Raw genomic sequence first — 17,255 nt, 5'->3', positions numbered from 1 at the left:
TCCTTTTCGATACACGCCTTATCAGGCGGTTTGTCCGCGGTCGAACAGCTTATTGATGACTACAGTTGCCAATAGTGAGATTAGTACAAGCAGCACGGATACAGCACATGCATACCCATAGTTGCTTTCCATGAAAGCATAGCGGTAAATCATGAATGTCATTGTATAGTTTGTAGTGCCGGGGCCACCATTTGTCATAATCAGCATCTGCACAAAGGCCCCAATTCCAGAGGTAATCGCAATAATAAAGCAGAATTTGTAAGTTTCCCTCATCAGAGGAAGTGTGACATGCCAGTGCGCTCTCCATTTGCTGCAGCCGTCAATCGTGGCGGCTTCAAAGTAGTCCTCGGGTACTGACTTAACTCCTGCATATAGCAGCGCGAATTGATACCCCATAAACTGCCAGGCATTAACGAAGGCGATGGCAATAATCGATGCTGTCGGGGAGCTTAGCCAATTTTGCTGATAAGGGATGTTCAAGAGATCAAACAGCCGGTTGATCAATCCGTTAGTTGGGTCATAGATTGCGATCCACAGCTGGCACACCACGGTTACCGATAAGACAACTGGGATAAAATAAGACGTTTTCAGTATTTTTCGCCCGCGTGTGCGCGGGTCCGCACAGATTAGCGCTAATAGTGTTCCCAGTCCGATCTGAAAGACCGCCAGTACAATAGCAAAGATTAATCCGTTCTTAAGCGAAGTAGCAAGTAGAGGATCAGAGAACAGTTCCCGATAATTACTCAGTCCCGAAAAGGTTAGCGTACTCAGGCCATCCCAATCATAAAAGCTGCGGAGAACGGTTTGCAGAACGGGATATATCAGTATCACACTGTACAGTATCAAAGCAGGGAGGAGAAACAGTGCGAGCGCCGATTTGTTCCCCAAATATTTATTCATGTCTTGCTTCCACCCCTTATCTTTGGAACAGCATCCCCCAGCGGCTTATGCCGCCAAGGGTTGCCAAATCCCTGAATTCTCAGTTTTCTTTTTCCAATGTGCTATTCAGATTGTTCACAAAATCCTGTTCAGAGAAATTGTCTACCATTAAATTTTGAGTATTGTCATTAATGGTGTTCTGAATTTTTGTATTGCTCAGAAGTTGAGCATATTCCTGCGCGTTTGGCAGCAACTCTTTGACGACTCGCTGCATCATTGCTGGGACATTAGAGGCCATTGGCTTATCCACTTTCTGCGAAACAATTGGACTTCCAAGTTGGGTGTATCTGTACTCGGCTGACTTGGTGGCAAGGAAGGCCGCTACCTTTACAGCTGTTTCCTTGTTCTTGCTACTCGGTGATACTGCGTAACCTTGTGGTGAACCCGAGCCGTCTATGAAATATTTGGAATTCTCGTAGGTTGCTTCATCCTTTGCAGGCCAGTACATCCAGTCAACCTGGTCGCCCAGCTTTTCTTGTGAACTGTAAATTTCCCATTGTCCGTTCACGAACATAGCAGCCTTCCCCTGATAAAATAAGGACGATGCCTGATCATAATTGGTGTTCGTGGCGTTGGCGTCGAACAATCCGGCTCTCTGCAATTGCTTCATCTGCTGAGCTGCTGTTACGAATGCCTTCGGCAATGCTTTTACACCTTTCTGATCAAGTGCTCCGAATCCATGCGGCTGCTCCCTTGTAACCAGTCCATTATAAAAAGCGGTCGTTATCCATTTTTCCTTGGCGAAGATTGACATAGGTACATAACCTGCAGCTTTCAACTTTTTCCCTGCATCGGCCATCTGGTCAATCGTCTTAAGCGGTGTTTTGATTCCGACCTTCTCAAAAATTGACTTGTTATAATAGATCATTTGGAATTCTATACCGGTTTCGGGATAAGCATATACATGATTGTCTGGAGCTACCAAACGCGATTCAACACCAGGGTTAAGATTCTTCTTGAATTCGGCCGTTGTGTCATAGTTGTCCAGCACCTCAACATTTTTCGATTTTGCGAAAGTTTGCAGAACAGACCAATCCGCTAAATAGATGTCCGGCATGTTTCCCGTTGCCGCATAGGTTTTCAGCTTCTGGCCTCCATCCTGCACGGCAGGATCCAGTTCAATCTCTACGTTTGGCATCTTCTTTTTGAGTTCTTCCACTGCATAATCGAACGGCTTTATGGTATCGTCATCAAAATGCTGCGCATACACCTTCAATTTGATCGTACCGTCCCCTGCTTCGCTCTTGGAAGAGGTCGAGTTATCTTCGCCACAAGCGACCAATCCAATAGACATGGTGAGCACTAGCAAAGCTGCACTCCAACTTCTGTAAGTTTTTTTCATGTGTTTAATCCCCCTCATGCAGTATGTTTTTATGATTACGCTTTCATTTGCATGACTACAGTATACATCCGCTTCTTTTTTTGATTAAGGAATAAAACGGGCTTAATCAGTAAAAAACGGGACAAATAGAGCAGCGGTTCTCCATATATAGGAAAACCGCTAGGCTTAAAGCGATTTGTCCTGCCTCGTAGGAAAGGCGCTACCTTTTTTTAAGTTGCTCATATTCAGTCGGTGTCATGCCAAAGCGTTTCTTGAAACATTTGCCGAAATAATTGGGGTCACTGTATCCAACACTTTCAGCGATTTCTGACAGCTTCCGATTTCCATTTAGCAAAAGCTCCTTGGCCTTTTTCATCCGGATGTGTGTAATATGATCCACTATGGAGAAGCCAGACTCCTTGCGAAAAACGCGCCGGAGATAGCTGGGATCGACGAAAACTCCGCACGAAACCTGCTCAGCAGACAACTCTGTGTCTGCATAATGTTCCTCGATATAATTGATCGCCGCCGCAAACAAATTGGAAGCCTTCGTAGGACGCATATTCTCCATCAGCTGGATCAGCTTACGGTATAGGGCGAGCATCCAACCTTCAGCAGCCTCCCAGGAATCCAACTCCCGCAGCCGGTCGTAAGGAGATTTGTTCCCTCCTTCATCCCATAGCCGATCATAAGGAATACCGCGTTCACTTGCAAAGGAAAGTGCTAGAGATACGATTCCCATAAGCATCGCATCTGCGTACTCATCCCCCCACTTGTATATACTAAGCTGCCGGATTGCCTTACGGACCTCCTCTAACGTTTCACTGTCTTTCATTCGGAGGTCTAGCACGACCGCATCACGCAGATGGCCCAAATCAGGCATACCTGCTCTGCCGTGCAACGATTCGCTACCATGCTTACCCCACTCGGTACTTTCGCTCTCTTGTGGAAACACCGGTAGTTTCGGCTTAATACGTTCCAACATCGAGAGCATTTCTTCTGCATTGAACGGCTTCAACAAATAATCCTGTACTCCGGTTCGAACCGCCTTCTGTAGGTATTCAAATTCGTTATGTCCGGATATGAATACAATAACGATGCGTTCGAACTTGACTTTTAACCTCTCGGCTAATTCAATTCCGTCAATAAAGGGCATATTGATATCTACGAGGGCGAGATGTGGCTGATACCGCTCGGCTTCCTGAAGTGCTTCCTGGCCGTTCCTTGCTTCGCAGCAAACCCGAAAGCCATGACTTTCCCAATCTATCTTAATTCGCAGAAAGTCTCGGAACAGCGGTTCATCATCGACAATCATCACTTTATACATCTTGGTGTTCACTCCCCTTTGGCAGCATCGGCAGCAACAGGTCAACAGTTGTTCCCTCCGTGAGCACACTTTGCACGGATATCCCATACTCTTCGCCAAAATAGAGGCTCAGTCGTTGCTGAACACTGTAGGTACCGATTGATCGTATTCCTTCTTTCGGTAAATGTCTGGACATGATAGTCTGAACTTGGAATTCATCCATCCCCACACCGTTGTCCTGCACTCGAACGACCACCTTATCTCCCTGTTTAAAGGCAAAAATACGGATAAAACCTTTTGTTTCTTTCTTCTTAAGACCATGATAAATCGAATTCTCGACAAGCGGCTGAAGCGAGAGCTTCGGGATCGGTGTACCTGCAAGCTCGGGAGGGATATCCACTTCATAGCGAAACACATCGGGATAACGGATTTGCAGAATCGTCAGGTAATCATCAGTAATCTGAGCTTCCTTTTCTAAAGTGATTAATTCCCGTCCTTTGTTCAGCACCATTCGATAAAAATCTGCCAGCGCTTTTGTAGTATCTCTCGCCTCCTCATTACGATCTAACTCATTGAGTGCATAAATGGTATCCAAAGTGTTGTACAGAAAATGCGGTTTAATTTGGGCACTTATTAGTGCAAGTTCATATTCACGCTTACGGTTCTGTTCCTGCCTTACCTCATCCAGCAGCTCCCGAACTCGTCTTATCATAAAATTAAACGCTTCAGCAATGGTACCGATCTCATCCTCTGTGCGGACTGTTGTAACCGATTGCAAGTCACCGGTTACAACAGTCCGCATGGCCCTAGTTAGTTGTTCGAGAGGGCTAACGACCATTTTAGATAGAAAGCTAGCGCCCAGCCAGGAAAAAATAAGGCATAACACGCCGATTAAGAGCGACAGTCTAACATTTTGCCGGACATCAGCCGTAAGCAGGCTAAGAGAAACAATATTAACCAACTTCCAATCCATCCGGTTGTAATCAGTGACCGTTACCAGATTACCCTCATACTCGAATGAGCACGTTCCATGGGATGCATTAGGTGCACAACGTTGGATGGCCTCACCCAGCTGTGGATTCACCGGATTCATCAGCATCTCATTGTCTTCTGCCACAGCCACGCGCATTTCGTTATCTAAAAAATAATAAGATTTGGGTGCATCTGGATCGCTGGAACGAAAGTAATCGGACAAACCTTCTTCCTTCACTAACAGAAAAAGCGTTCCATAGGGTTCGCCGGTGTCTATATTAATGACCATCTTCCCCAGCGTCAAAACGGGAGAGCTCGGATCTGGTGTTAGGAAATCCCTCTTCTCCATATCAAACCAGAGGGCCTGTCCATAACTTTCAGATTCCCTTACCTGCTTAAGCATGCTATAGATCTTGCGATCATCCCCGTTTTCGGTATAAGAGGCGAAAATCGTCCCTTCGTTATCAATGAATACAGCGGCATCCACCTCACGAAAGATTGACAAATCAATGGATAAGCGGCTCTGCATCAAGTTTCCAAACTGAATAGGCTCCATGGCAGTATCAGGTTTGGCACCGTATGAATCATACATCCGGTTAATATTCGTGACCATAATATTGGCCGCCGTTTCCACACTCCTGAATATATAATCGGTCCTAGACAAGATGAGCTGAGACTCATCGACCACATTGCTGGTGGTTCGATCTATCAAAGAACGGCTGAAAAGTTGGTTGGACAATAGTCCAAGAATAAGCAGAGAAATAATAATTAGCGGAAGAAATACCGTTATAACCTTGCTTTTAAAGCGAAGTCGACCGAACCACTTACGAGCTAGTGACAAAATATTCAACTAGGACCCCTCCGTCATCAAGAGAATATTCATCATGTTAACACAAACAATCTCTACAGTAGTAGTTCAAAAATAAAGTTAAAAAAATTCAACCGTTCTTCTTGAAAGTGCTTTAGAGATGTGTTAGGATAAAGTCGATTTTTAGTAAAATTATTAACTAAAAAGGTGTGAGCTCTTTTGGCAACCATTAAAGACATTGCCCGCGAAGCGGGTGTGTCTGCCGCAACCGTTTCAAGGGTTTTAAATAACGATCTGTCACTGTCCGTAAGCCCAGACACTAAAAACAGAATTTTTGGGGTTGCCGAGCAACTCGGGTATAAGCCTACCCGGCTGAGGCAATTAAAGCAGAATACGGAACGTGCCGGGAAAACGGTCTCCCTCCTGCTGTGGTGTTCTATTGAGGAGGAAAGAGACGATCCGTATTACGCTTCGATCCGCCGTGGAATCGAACTGCGCTGTGAAGAGCTTGGCCTGACGTTGGGCCAGACCTTGCGAGGCCGCTCATCCATCGGCACCCTGCAGAAGGCGGACGGTCTGATTGTTGTGGGCGGCGTTGACCCTGAAGAGGTATTCAAGCTTCATCCTGACAAGAACACCATTGTCCTTGTCGACCAGTACCATGAACAGCTGGAGTATGATTCTGTACGACTTCATTTCCGGCAAGCTGTTGATCAGGCACTCGGTCATCTACTTGAGCTTGGCCACCGACAAATCGGATTTATCGGCGGTAAGAGCGACGGTGAGCGAAGAGCGCATTATTTTGAACGATTCATGCGGGAACAGGGGTTGTACAATCCTCAATTCGTCCGTATAGGTACCTGGAGTACCGCGGATGGTTATCTCATGATGAACGAACTCCTAACCCAACAGGAACGACCGACAGCCTGCTTCGCTGCAAGCGATCCGCTCGCTATTGGAGCCCTCCGCGCCCTTCATGGACATGGAGTCAAGGTACCCGAAGATATGGCTGTTGTCGGCTTCGACGATATTGAGATGGCAGCCTTCGTGCAGCCTCCGCTAACCACTGTCCGTGCCTACCCTGAACAGATGGGAAAGGCTGCCGTGCAACTGCTCTCTGAACGGTTTGAGGGACGTGAACCACCTGCGTACAGCGTGATCGGGACTAAGCTTGTCATTCGGGAGAGCTCATGCAAAAAAGGCTAACATCAGTACTTGTGAGTCTTGTTGTCATTGATCAGTATCCTTACGTAAAACAATAATGATAACCCCCTAAGGAGTGAATATCATGAACATTCATGTTAACGAGGCGCTTGGTTTGTTTCATTTGCAGTCCAAGGATTGCAGCTATATTATCCAGCTTGTAGAAGGATATCCCGCACATGTCTATTGGGGAGCTCAACTTCATCATGACCAAAGTCTCGCAAGTATATTGGAGCTTAGGGAGCGTTGCTCCTTCTCTCCCACTCCCGTTTCTTCCAGCCGTACAATTTCTTTGGACACGCTTCCTCAGGAATACCCCCAGTATGGAACAAGCGACTTTCGTCAACCTGCTTACCAGGTTGCACTTGCGGACGGAACTCGGACTACGGAGCTGAAATATAGTGGTTACCGTATTGAACCGGGTAAACCAAAACTCGAGGGACTTCCTTCCGTCTATACCGAATCGGATGATGAAGCCACAACCCTCTTTTTGATCCTTGAGGATCAATACTCGGGGCTTAAGACTACATTGCTCTATACTGTATTTGCGAATCATAGTGCCATTGCTAGATCTACTCTTTTTGAACAAAAGGGAAGCGCTACCATAAATATTGAACATGCCATGAGTGCCTCTGTCGACTTCGCCGATTCCAACTACCAAGCTCTCTACTTATCTGGAGCCTGGGTTCGGGAAAGACATATCCAACGCCGTGATCTCGGACCCGGCTCCATTCGGCTCGAGAGCCGACGGGGTTCCAGCAGCCACCAAATGAACCCCTTTCTGGCACTGCTTCGTCCTGATGCGACTGAAGATCGTGGAGATGTTTACGGTTTCAGTCTAATCTACAGCAGCAACTTCGTCGCACAGGCAGAAGTAGAGCAGTTCAATCAGACTCGTGTAAGTATCGGAATCAATCCTTTTGACTTCTCCTGGCGGCTTGAGCCGGGTCAGTCATTCCAGACCCCTGAAGCCGTATTGGTCTTTTCCGAAGAAGGTCTTGGAGGCATGTCACGCACCTATCACCGACTCTATCGCACACGTCTGTGCCGAGGGGCTTACCGTGACAAAGAACGTCCGATTCTCGTGAACAATTGGGAAGCCACGTATTTCGACTTCGACGCCGGCAAAATCGAAGCGATTGCCAAGGAAGCAGGACCCCTTGGAATTGAGCTCTTTGTTCTAGATGACGGTTGGTTTGGTAAGCGCGACAACGATGACAGTTCGCTTGGAGACTGGTTTGAAGACCGTCGCAAGCTGCCTGGCGGGCTTGCTGACCTGGCAAAACGGGTTAATGAACAAGGATTACAGTTTGGCTTGTGGGTTGAGCCGGAAATGGTATCACCGGATAGTGAACTGTACCGCAGCCATCCCGACTGGTGCCTGCATGCGGAAGGCCGGCGGCGGACGGAAGGCCGATCCCAACTGGTGCTCGATCTCTCCCGCAAGGAAGTATGTGACTACTTGTATGAGACACTTAGCTCCGTATTCTCGATCGCTCCAATTACTTATGTCAAGTGGGACATGAACCGTAATATGACAGAGATTGCTTCGGCTACCACTCCTAGTGAACGTCAAAAGGAAACTGCACACCGATATATGCTCGGACTTTACGATCTGATGGAACGTCTGACCTCCCAGTTCCCGGACATCTTGTTCGAAAGCTGTTCCGGAGGCGGGGGACGATTCGATCCCGGAATGCTCTACTATATGCCGCAGACATGGACCAGTGATGATACCGATGCCATTGAAAGATTAGCTATCCAGTACGGCACAAGCATCGTGTATCCAGCCAGTACCATGGGCGCACACGTATCGAACGTACCAAATCACCAGGTGGGGCGAATCACCTCCCTCGCTATACGCGGCGACGTGGCAATGAGCGGAAATTTTGGCTACGAACTTGATCTAACTGCCTTTACAAATGAAGAAAAGGAGCTCGCTGCCAAACAAATTGCCCAGTATAAGGAAATTCGTTCCCTCGTACAGCAGGGAGATATGTATCGACTCCTTAGTCCATTTGAAGGCCGAGGCGATACGGCCTGGATGTTCGTTAGCGAGGACCAGTCCGAAGCTTTTGTCGCTTACTTCCGCGTACTAGCTGAACCGAATGGGCCCATCCGGCGACTAACTCTAAAAGGACTTGACCCAGATAAAAAGTATATAATCGAACACGGAGCGACGGGCAACACAGCAGTCCATGCGGGTAATACCTTAGTAGAAGATGGCGATTCCCCCTTCTGCGTAGCATTTGATGGCGAAATTTTTGGAGGTGACCGCCTAATGAAAATTGGGCTTGTTGTCTCGGATCTCTCTGGAGATTTCGCCAGCTCTACCTTCCGCCTTAAAGCTATCTCTAACTAATAACAAATGCAGTTAGCAACGGTGAATATCGATGAAAAAATTAAAACAAGGCAGTCCGATTTTCCGGCCTGCCTTGTTTTATAACTTTGGTCCCTGTAGATTAAAGACACACAAGAGATTGCCAAGCAATTGATCATTTAATAGCATCCTTGACTTTGATTCTCCATATCATATGATCAGAGCCTGCTCCCCAATAATCTTTTAATAAATAATCAGGAGTTCCAAATTTCTTTTTCCATATTTTCTGCGCAATACAATATCCACTATCTAAACAAAATTCTCCTACTCCTCTATTCTTCAGCGCCAAATACATTGATTTCAACAATAAATTCCCTACCCCAATCTTCTGGTAGTCAGGGTGAACAAATACAGTTCCTACCTCGCATAACTTTTTAAATGTATCACTGGTAGATTTACTTATTAGTTGACTTACTGGTCCATATTCAATAGAACCCATTATTTGATTCCCATCTACAGCGATTAAGAAATATCGCTGCTCACCGTGACTCTCCAAGTCACTTTCCAAATATAACCTCTTAGTATTAATTTCCTCCTCTATGTCTTCCAGCATATGACCAATGCCTTCTTTAGCAAACGTGTCTGTAATCACAACTCTAAACAATTCATTTAACTTTTCCATGTCCTTAATTTCCGGCCTTCTGATTTCGACATTATTCATCTAATTTCAGCCGATGTATGATTCAGTACGGGATACTTTGAAAGTACACTATTCGGCAGCTCCATCAAACTTGTTATTTCATAAGTAGGTTGAATCCCAGACGTATTTGTTTTTCTGGAAGGGTTGAACCAACAGGTATCAATTCCGTATTTGTTCCCTCCTTGAATATCAGAGGTTAAAGAATCGCCGACCATGAGAACCTTACTTTTATTTGAGATGGCCAACTTGGTAAATGCGTAATCGAAAATACCAGCTTGTGGCTTTTGGCAACCCACTTCCTCTGAAATAATTACCTGCTCAAACACATCACGCAGCGGCGAAAGCTGAATTCTGGAGGTTTGCACCTCTTTGATTCCATTCGTAATGATCGCCAAACGACAGTCGGATAGTACATTACATAATTCAATCGCTCCGTCCATCAAAAAAGCACCTTCACCCAAATAACGTAAATAAGCAGCACTAAAGGCATCTGGATTGAAGTCTAGACCATGAACAGTAAATAATCGCTTAAACCTCTCGACCCGTAGCTGTGCCGAGGTAATATGTCCTTCCTCTGCCTCTCGCCACAACGCGCCGTTGATTTCATCGTAACTGGATTTATACTCCGTGGCCCCTTGCGGCAATCCAAATTGGGCAAACGTATTATGTAGCGCATGACTCTCTGCCATTTTAAAATCAAACAGCGTGTCATCAACATCAAACAAAATAATTTCGTATTTCATAACGACCTCCATATCATTGCTTTACTAAATTGTTCAGTCCGCTTGATCCTTTGAGCTGTTCCAGATAGAAGTACAACAAAAAACTAACAATACATTATTACCTTTCGGTTATTATACAGAACCTAGTTAAGCCGTCAAGTCACTAATAACAAAGTCATAGTATTTTGTCATCGGTGCAAAAGGTAAATAACGCTCAATAAGAATGCCCGTAAAATGAAGGTGATCTCATTTTACGGGCCACTGAGCATCTAAGAGATGATATAGCAAAAATCCTAGTGATCTTCATTAATCCATTTAGCTAGTGTTTGATCAAAACAATGAGGTTCTTCAAACATCGGGTTATGCCCACTATATTCAAAAACCACTTTTTTCACGTTCTCGTAGGTGTCATCGACCCTATCCCATAAAGAAACTGGCGCAACCAAATAATCATACCTTCCCAAACCAATAAATACGGATTTATGGATATCCGCTAAGGATTGTATCAAATTCATGTTTCCGAATACTTCTCCCCATAAATAATCAATGATAGGCATGTTCGTATATACATCATTCCACGTGTAAGCCGCATCATAGGCATAATCATAAAAGCTTTGAGCTCCCATACGTATACACATGTGAACAAATCTTCTATCAGGGTCTCTTTTGATATCTTCCTCTAATAAAACAATGTCCTTTTCAAAACGTTCCTTTCTTTCTGAACAGGCCGTTTCATTAAAGAAAGAAAAGCTTTGCCGTTGTCTTTCTTGGCTGTTTGTAGGTGCTGAATTTAAAAGTACCACTTTTTGAACATAGTCCGGGTATTGTTTAGCATATTCTAAAGCCATAAAAGCATGCCCGGAATGCCCTAATATGATAAATTCATTTAGATGAAGGCATTGTCTTGCTGTTTCTATATCATTAATAACTTTATCCAAAGTATAGTCTTCTGGTTTTAAAGCTCGAGTCGGTTTTGCAAACCCTCTATGATCCAGAAAAATAAACTGAAACTTTTTATATAAATGGTCTGAAAATAAGCAAGGATAATATACACTACTGCCGATCACCAATATCGGTCTTCCGTTACCTCTTATAGCATATTTCAGCTCAAATCCATCACTAACAACTGTTTGATAAGTGCTCATTTATAATCTCCTTTTCTTTTTTAAATCACTCCCTTTCCTTTGTGTAATTCCCTTGTATTCTCCATAGAACGTTCCAACACTTCAACTCACCTCAGAAAGTACATTTATTTTTATGAGAAAAGTTTAACATGGTTTTTTCAAAAACAAAACTGTGTTATTTTTGTCTTACTTGTCTTGACTTATGGGATTCATACTTCATTTTTGACAAGCACATATTTTTGGAAACAAAAAAACCGCGATTATCGCGGTTTTTTATGTAGAGGTCATACTTTTATTTGCTTGGCGACGTCCTACTCTCCCAGGACCCTGCGGTCCAAGTACCATCGGCGCTGGAGGGCTTAACGGTCGTGTTCGGGATGGGTACGTGTGGAACCCCTCCGCTATCGCCACCAAACATGAATTTACATCGTAAATTCTTTTTCAGGAATCAGCATCGCCAAATGCTGTGTGTTCGCTTGTTTCACATAAGCCACTTGGGCTTATACCATACAAAACTTACACCCTGAAAACTGGATCCGAAACTCATTGCGTCTTATCTTAGGATAAGCCCTCGACCGATTAGTATTGGTCAGCTCCATGCATTACTGCACTTCCACCCCCAACCTATCTACCTCGTCGTCTTCAAGGGGTCTTACTAATTGGGAAATCTCATCTTGAGGGGGGCTTCACGCTTAGATGCTTTCAGCGCTTATCCCTTCCGTACATAGCTACCCAGCGGTGCTCCTGGCGGAACAACTGGTACACCAGCGGTACGTCCATCCCGGTCCTCTCGTACTAAGGACAGCTCCTCTCAAATTTCCTACGCCCACGACAGATAGGGACCGAACTGTCTCACGACGTTCTGAACCCAGCTCGCGTACCGCTTTAATGGGCGAACAGCCCAACCCTTGGGACCTACTTCAGCCCCAGGATGCGATGAGCCGACATCGAGGTGCCAAACCTCCCCGTCGATGTGGACTCTTGGGGGAGATAAGCCTGTTATCCCCAGGGTAGCTTTTATCCGTTGAGCGATGGCCCTTCCATGCGGTACCACCGGATCACTAAGCCCGACTTTCGTCCCTGCTCGACTTGTAGGTCTCGCAGTCAAGCTCCCTTCTGCCTTTGCACTCTTCGAATGATTTCCAACCATTCTGAGGGAACCTTGGGGCGCCTCCGTTACTCTTTAGGAGGCGACCGCCCCAGTCAAACTGCCCACCTGACACTGTCCTCGCACCGGATTACGGTACCAAGTTAGAACCTAGATACGATCAGGGTGGTATCCCAAGGATGCCTCCCTTCAAGCTGGCGCTCAAAGTTCTACGGCTCCCACCTATCCTGTACAGATCGTACCCAAATTCAATATCAAGCTGCAGTAAAGCTCCATGGGGTCTTTCCGTCTTGTCGCGGGTAACCTGCATCTTCACAGGTATTAAAATTTCACCGGATCTCTCGTTGAGACAGCGCCCAAGTCGTTACGCCATTCGTGCGGGTCAGAATTTACCTGACAAGGAATTTCGCTACCTTAGGACCGTTATAGTTACGGCCGCCGTTTACTGGGGCTTCGGTTCATAGCTTCGCTCTTGCGAGCTTACCACTCCCCTTAACCTTCCAGCACCGGGCAGGCGTCAGCCCGTATACTTCGCCTTGCGGCTTCGCACAGACCTGTGTTTTTGCTAAACAGTCGCTTGGGCCTTTTCACTGCGGCCCCCTCGGGCTATTCACCCTACCGAGGCACCCCTTCTCCCGAAGTTACGGGGTCATTTTGCCGAGTTCCTTAACGAGAGTTCTTCCGCGCGCCTTAGAATTCTCTTCTCGCCTACCTGTGTCGGTTTGCGGTACGGGCACCTTCTCCTGGCTAGAGGCTTTTCTTGGCAGTCTGAGATCATGACCTTCGCTACTATAATTTTCGCTCCCCATCACAGCCCAGCCTTACGATGTGCGGATTTGCCTACACATCAGCCTCACTGCTTAGACGGACATCCATCAGTCCGCGTCACTACCCTACTGCGTCACCCCATCGCTCATAACGGATTACGGTGGTACAGGAATTTCGACCTGTTGTCCTTCGACTACGCCTATCGGCCTCGCCTTAGGTCCCGACTTACCCTGAGCGGACGAACCTTCCTCAGGAACCCTTAGGCTTTCGGCGGATCTGATTCTCACAGATCTTTTCGTTACTCATACCGGCATTCTCACTTGAATGCAGTCCAGCGCTCCTTACGGTACACCTTCAACCCGCATTCAACGCTCCCCTACCCCTGATGCAAGCATCAAGCCATAGCTTCGGTGGTGTGTTTAGCCCCGTTACATTTTCGGCGCAGAGTCACTCGACCAGTGAGCTATTACGCACTCTTTCAATGGTGGCTGCTTCTAAGCCAACATCCTGGTTGTCTGTGCAACTCCACATCCTTTCCCACTTAACACACACTTGGGGACCTTAGCTGATGGTCTGGGCTGTTTCCCTTTCGACAATGGATCTTAGCACTCACTGTCTGACTCCCGGAACTAAATCGATGGCATTCGGAGTTTGACTGAGCTTGGTAACCCTTGCGGGCCCCGCACCCAATCAGTGCTCTACCTCCACGATTCTTCTTTCCGAGGCTAGCCCTAAAGCTATTTCGGGGAGAACCAGCTATCTCCGGGTTCGATTGGAATTTCTCCGCTACCCCCACCTCATCCCCGCATTTTTCAACATGCGTGGGTTCGGGCCTCCAGTGCGTGTTACCGCACCTTCACCCTGGACAGGGGTAGATCACCCGGTTTCGGGTCTACGTCCACGTACTCAAGTCGCCCTATTCAGACTCGCTTTCGCTGCGGCTTCAGCTCTTCACCTTAACCTTGCACGGGAACGTAACTCGCCGGTTCATTCTACAAAAGGCACGCCATCACCCCTAAATAGGGCTCTGACTTCTTGTAAGCACACGGTTTCAGGATCTATTTCACTCCCCTTCCGGGGTGCTTTTCACCTTTCCCTCACGGTACTGCTTCACTATCGGTCGCCAGGGAGTATTTAGCCTTGGCAGATGGTCCTGCCGGATTCATACGGGGTTTCACGTGCCCCGCACTACTCGGGATCCGTCTCAGAGAGAACAAGTTTTGAACTACAGGGCTTTTACCTTCTCTGGCGGGCCTTTCCAGACCTCTTCATCTAACCGGTTCCTTTGTAACTCCATGTGAGACGTCCCACAACCCCAAGGAGCAAGCTCCTTGGTTTGGGCTAATCCGCGTTCGCTCGCCGCTACTGACGGAATCACTATTGTTTTCTCTTCCTCAGGGTACTTAGATGTTTCAGTTCCCCTGGTCTGCCTCTATTCTGCCTATGTATTCAGCAGAAAGTGACTGTCGATGAAGACAGCCGGGTTTCCCCATTCGGACATCCCCGGATCAAAGCTTGCTTACAGCTCCCCGAGGCTTTATCGTTGTTCGCCACGTCCTTCGTCGGCTCCTGGCGCCTAGGCATCCTCCGTGTGCTCTTTGTAGCTTAACCTAGTATTTACATCGTAAATACGATTTGCTCTGAATTTCGGTTCAACACTTACGTGTGAATGAAATTCAAGGCAGCTACCTTTATTTCACTTGTTTACACAAGATCAGCTTAAAGGAATATTCTAAAACGCAATTTCGTTTCGGTATCCAGTTTTCAAGGTGCAATATTCTCTCCGGCTTTAACCCCGGAAAAACATCATATCAAATTCCTCAATACTTGAATACAAGCATATTTTGGAAATCCGATGTGAGAGTTTGAACTCTCAAAACTGAGCAACGAGTGAGTAAGTTAAGGATATTCATTTCATTCACACGAACGTGATGAAACGAATTGAATATCCGGTCGCAGGTACATGTACCTGCTGATTTGAATGTTTCCATCGCAGGAAACGATTCTCCATAGAAAGGAGGTGATCCAGCCGCACCTTCCGATACGGCTACCTTGTTACGACTTCACCCCAATCATCTACCCCACCTTCGGCGGCTGGCTCCCTTGCGGGTTACCCCACCGACTTCGGGTGTTGTAAACTCTCGTGGTGTGACGGGCGGTGTGTACAAGACCCGGGAACGTATTCACCGCGGCATGCTGATCCGCGATTACTAGCAATTCCGACTTCATGTAGGCGAGTTGCAGCCTACAATCCGAACTGAGACCGGCTTTTCTAGGATTGGCTCCACCTCACGATTTCGCTTCCCGTTGTACCGGCCATTGTAGTACGTGTGTAGCCCAGGTCATAAGGGGCATGATGATTTGACGTCATCCCCACCTTCCTCCGGTTTGTCACCGGCAGTCTGCTTAGAGTGCCCAGCTTGACCTGCTGGCAACTAAGCATAAGGGTTGCGCTCGTTGCGGGACTTAACCCAACATCTCACGACACGAGCTGACGACAACCATGCACCACCTGTCTCCTCTGTCCCGAAGGAAAGGCCTATCTCTAGACCGGTCAGAGGGATGTCAAGACCTGGTAAGGTTCTTCGCGTTGCTTCGAATTAAACCACATACTCCACTGCTTGTGCGGGTCCCCGTCAATTCCTTTGAGTTTCAGTCTTGCGACCGTACTCCCCAGGCGGAATGCTTAATGTGTTAACTTCGGCACCAAGGGTATCGAAACCCCTAACACCTAGCATTCATCGTTTACGGCGTGGACTACCAGGGTATCTAATCCTGTTTGCTCCCCACGCTTTCGCGCCTCAGCGTCAGTTACAGCCCAGAGAGTCGCCTTCGCCACTGGTGTTCCTCCACATCTCTACGCATTTCACCGCTACACGTGGAATTCCACTCTCCTCTTCTGCACTCAAGCTCCCCAGTTTCCAGTGCGACCCGAAGTTGAGCCTCGGGATTAAACACCAGACTTAAAGAGCCGCCTGCGCGCGCTTTACGCCCAATAATTCCGGACAACGCTTGCCCCCTACGTATTACCGCGGCTGCTGGCACGTAGTTAGCCGGGGCTTTCTTCTCAGGTACCGTCACTCTTGTAGCAGTTACTCTACAAGACGTTCTTCCCTGGCAACAGAGCTTTACGATCCGAAAACCTTCATCACTCACGCGGCGTTGCTCCGTCAGGCTTTCGCCCATTGCGGAAGATTCCCTACTGCTGCCTCCCGTAGGAGTCTGGGCCGTGTCTCAGTCCCAGTGTGGCCGATCACCCTCTCAGGTCGGCTACGCATCGTCGCCTTGGTAGGCCTTTACCCCACCAACTAGCTAATGCGCCGCAGGCCCATCCACAAGTGACAGATTGCTCCGTCTTTCCTCCCTCTCCCATGCAGGAAAAGGATGTATCGGGTATTAGCTACCGTTTCCGGTAGTTATCCCTGTCTTGTGGGCAGGTTGCCTACGTGTTACTCACCCGTCCGCCGCTAGGTTGTTTAGAAGCAAGCTTCTAAACAACCCCGCTCGACTTGCATGTATTAGGCACGCCGCCAGCGTTCGTCCTGAGCCAGGATCAAACTCTCCATTAAAGACCAACCGAAGTTGGTTTATAGAAAGAGCGATAAGCTCATGTTGAAACTGACGAGATAAAATATCTCATTTTCGCTTCCATTTGTTACAGCCTGACGGCATGTACCAAAATCTCAGCGTTGGATTTTGTAAACAAAATCCGTACTCACTCGTTGTTCAGTTTTCAAAGATCAAATCAACAGCCGTTTAACTGGCTGGATATATAATTTATCACGTGTATACCTATCAGGCAAGTTGTAATATTTACCAGTTCGCTAATTTGTATTTCTACACGGTGTAGTTTTTATTAAAATACTCCAACACACGATGATTTACCTGTAATAACCGAAACTCTCTTATCTCTACTTGAAGTGCAAAGTTGATCAGGTATAAACGTCATAAATCAGAAAAGCAG

General features: G+C 46.9%; 9 protein-coding genes and 3 rRNA genes. 2 read left to right on the top strand and 10 right to left on the bottom strand.

The window, feature by feature from the left end; all coding sequences use genetic code 11:
- Window positions 1–21: 21 nt before the first annotated feature.
- From ACYCSE_RS22130 to ACYCSE_RS22115, 4 genes are all read right to left on the bottom strand, one after another.
- Window positions 22–900 (bottom strand): carbohydrate ABC transporter permease, encoded by an 879-nt coding sequence (locus ACYCSE_RS22130; protein ID WP_061830977.1) that lies wholly within the window; start codon window positions 898–900, stop codon window positions 22–24.
- A gap of 79 nt (window positions 901–979) precedes the next feature.
- Window positions 980–2,281 (bottom strand): ABC transporter substrate-binding protein, encoded by a 1,302-nt coding sequence (locus ACYCSE_RS22125; RefSeq protein ID WP_459699931.1) that lies wholly within the window; start codon window positions 2,279–2,281, stop codon window positions 980–982.
- Between the two features lie 199 nt (window positions 2,282–2,480).
- Complete coding sequence (locus ACYCSE_RS22120; RefSeq protein WP_459699929.1) at window positions 2,481–3,587, bottom strand: response regulator transcription factor; 1,107 nt, start codon at window positions 3,585–3,587, stop codon at window positions 2,481–2,483.
- Entirely contained in the window at window positions 3,580–5,388 is a 1,809-nt protein-coding gene (locus ACYCSE_RS22115) for a cache domain-containing sensor histidine kinase (protein ID WP_459699927.1), read from the bottom strand. Before ACYCSE_RS22115 ends, ACYCSE_RS22120 begins: the two co-directional genes overlap by 8 nt.
- Before the next feature lie 177 nt (window positions 5,389–5,565).
- On the opposite strand from ACYCSE_RS22115, the gene ACYCSE_RS22110 reads away from it, so the two are divergent.
- Both ACYCSE_RS22110 and ACYCSE_RS22105 read left to right on the top strand, forming a co-directional pair.
- The gene (locus ACYCSE_RS22110; RefSeq protein ID WP_235306353.1) at window positions 5,566–6,552 is read left to right on the top strand and encodes a LacI family DNA-binding transcriptional regulator; all 987 of its coding nucleotides are present in this window, start codon (window positions 5,566–5,568) and stop codon (window positions 6,550–6,552) included.
- Window positions 6,553–6,634: 82 nt separating this feature from the next.
- Window positions 6,635–8,911 carry an alpha-galactosidase gene (locus tag ACYCSE_RS22105; protein WP_459699924.1) on the top strand — a complete coding sequence of 759 codons (2,277 nt, stop codon included), beginning with the start codon at window positions 6,635–6,637 and terminating at the stop codon, window positions 8,909–8,911.
- A 133-nt stretch (window positions 8,912–9,044) separates the two neighbouring features.
- On the opposite strand, the gene ACYCSE_RS22100 is transcribed toward ACYCSE_RS22105, so the two are convergent.
- From ACYCSE_RS22100 to ACYCSE_RS22075, 6 genes are all read right to left on the bottom strand, one after another.
- Window positions 9,045–9,590 carry a GNAT family N-acetyltransferase gene (locus ACYCSE_RS22100; protein WP_459699923.1) on the bottom strand — a complete coding sequence of 182 codons (546 nt, stop codon included), beginning with the start codon at window positions 9,588–9,590 and terminating at the stop codon, window positions 9,045–9,047.
- The gene (locus ACYCSE_RS22095; protein ID WP_250261384.1) at window positions 9,587–10,312 is read right to left on the bottom strand and encodes a YjjG family noncanonical pyrimidine nucleotidase; all 726 of its coding nucleotides are present in this window, start codon (window positions 10,310–10,312) and stop codon (window positions 9,587–9,589) included. Before ACYCSE_RS22095 ends, ACYCSE_RS22100 begins: the two co-directional genes overlap by 4 nt.
- A gap of 272 nt (window positions 10,313–10,584) precedes the next feature.
- Window positions 10,585–11,436 carry an alpha/beta fold hydrolase gene (locus ACYCSE_RS22090; RefSeq protein ID WP_061830992.1) on the bottom strand — a complete coding sequence of 284 codons (852 nt, stop codon included), beginning with the start codon at window positions 11,434–11,436 and terminating at the stop codon, window positions 10,585–10,587.
- Between the two features lie 277 nt (window positions 11,437–11,713).
- Window positions 11,714–11,830 (bottom strand): 5S ribosomal RNA (gene rrf / locus ACYCSE_RS22085).
- A gap of 144 nt (window positions 11,831–11,974) precedes the next feature.
- Window positions 11,975–14,902 (bottom strand): 23S ribosomal RNA (locus ACYCSE_RS22080).
- 402 nt (window positions 14,903–15,304) lie between these two features.
- Window positions 15,305–16,860: ribosomal RNA gene (locus ACYCSE_RS22075) — 16S ribosomal RNA — on the bottom strand.
- Together the 16S, 23S and 5S rRNA genes form the textbook arrangement of a ribosomal RNA operon.
- Window positions 16,861–17,255: the final 395 nt, after the last annotated feature.

This window comes from Paenibacillus sp. SEL1 (assembly GCF_054602535.1).
The sequence above is the reverse complement of the archived record's forward strand: the minus strand, read 5'-3'. Positions and strand labels throughout refer to the sequence as shown.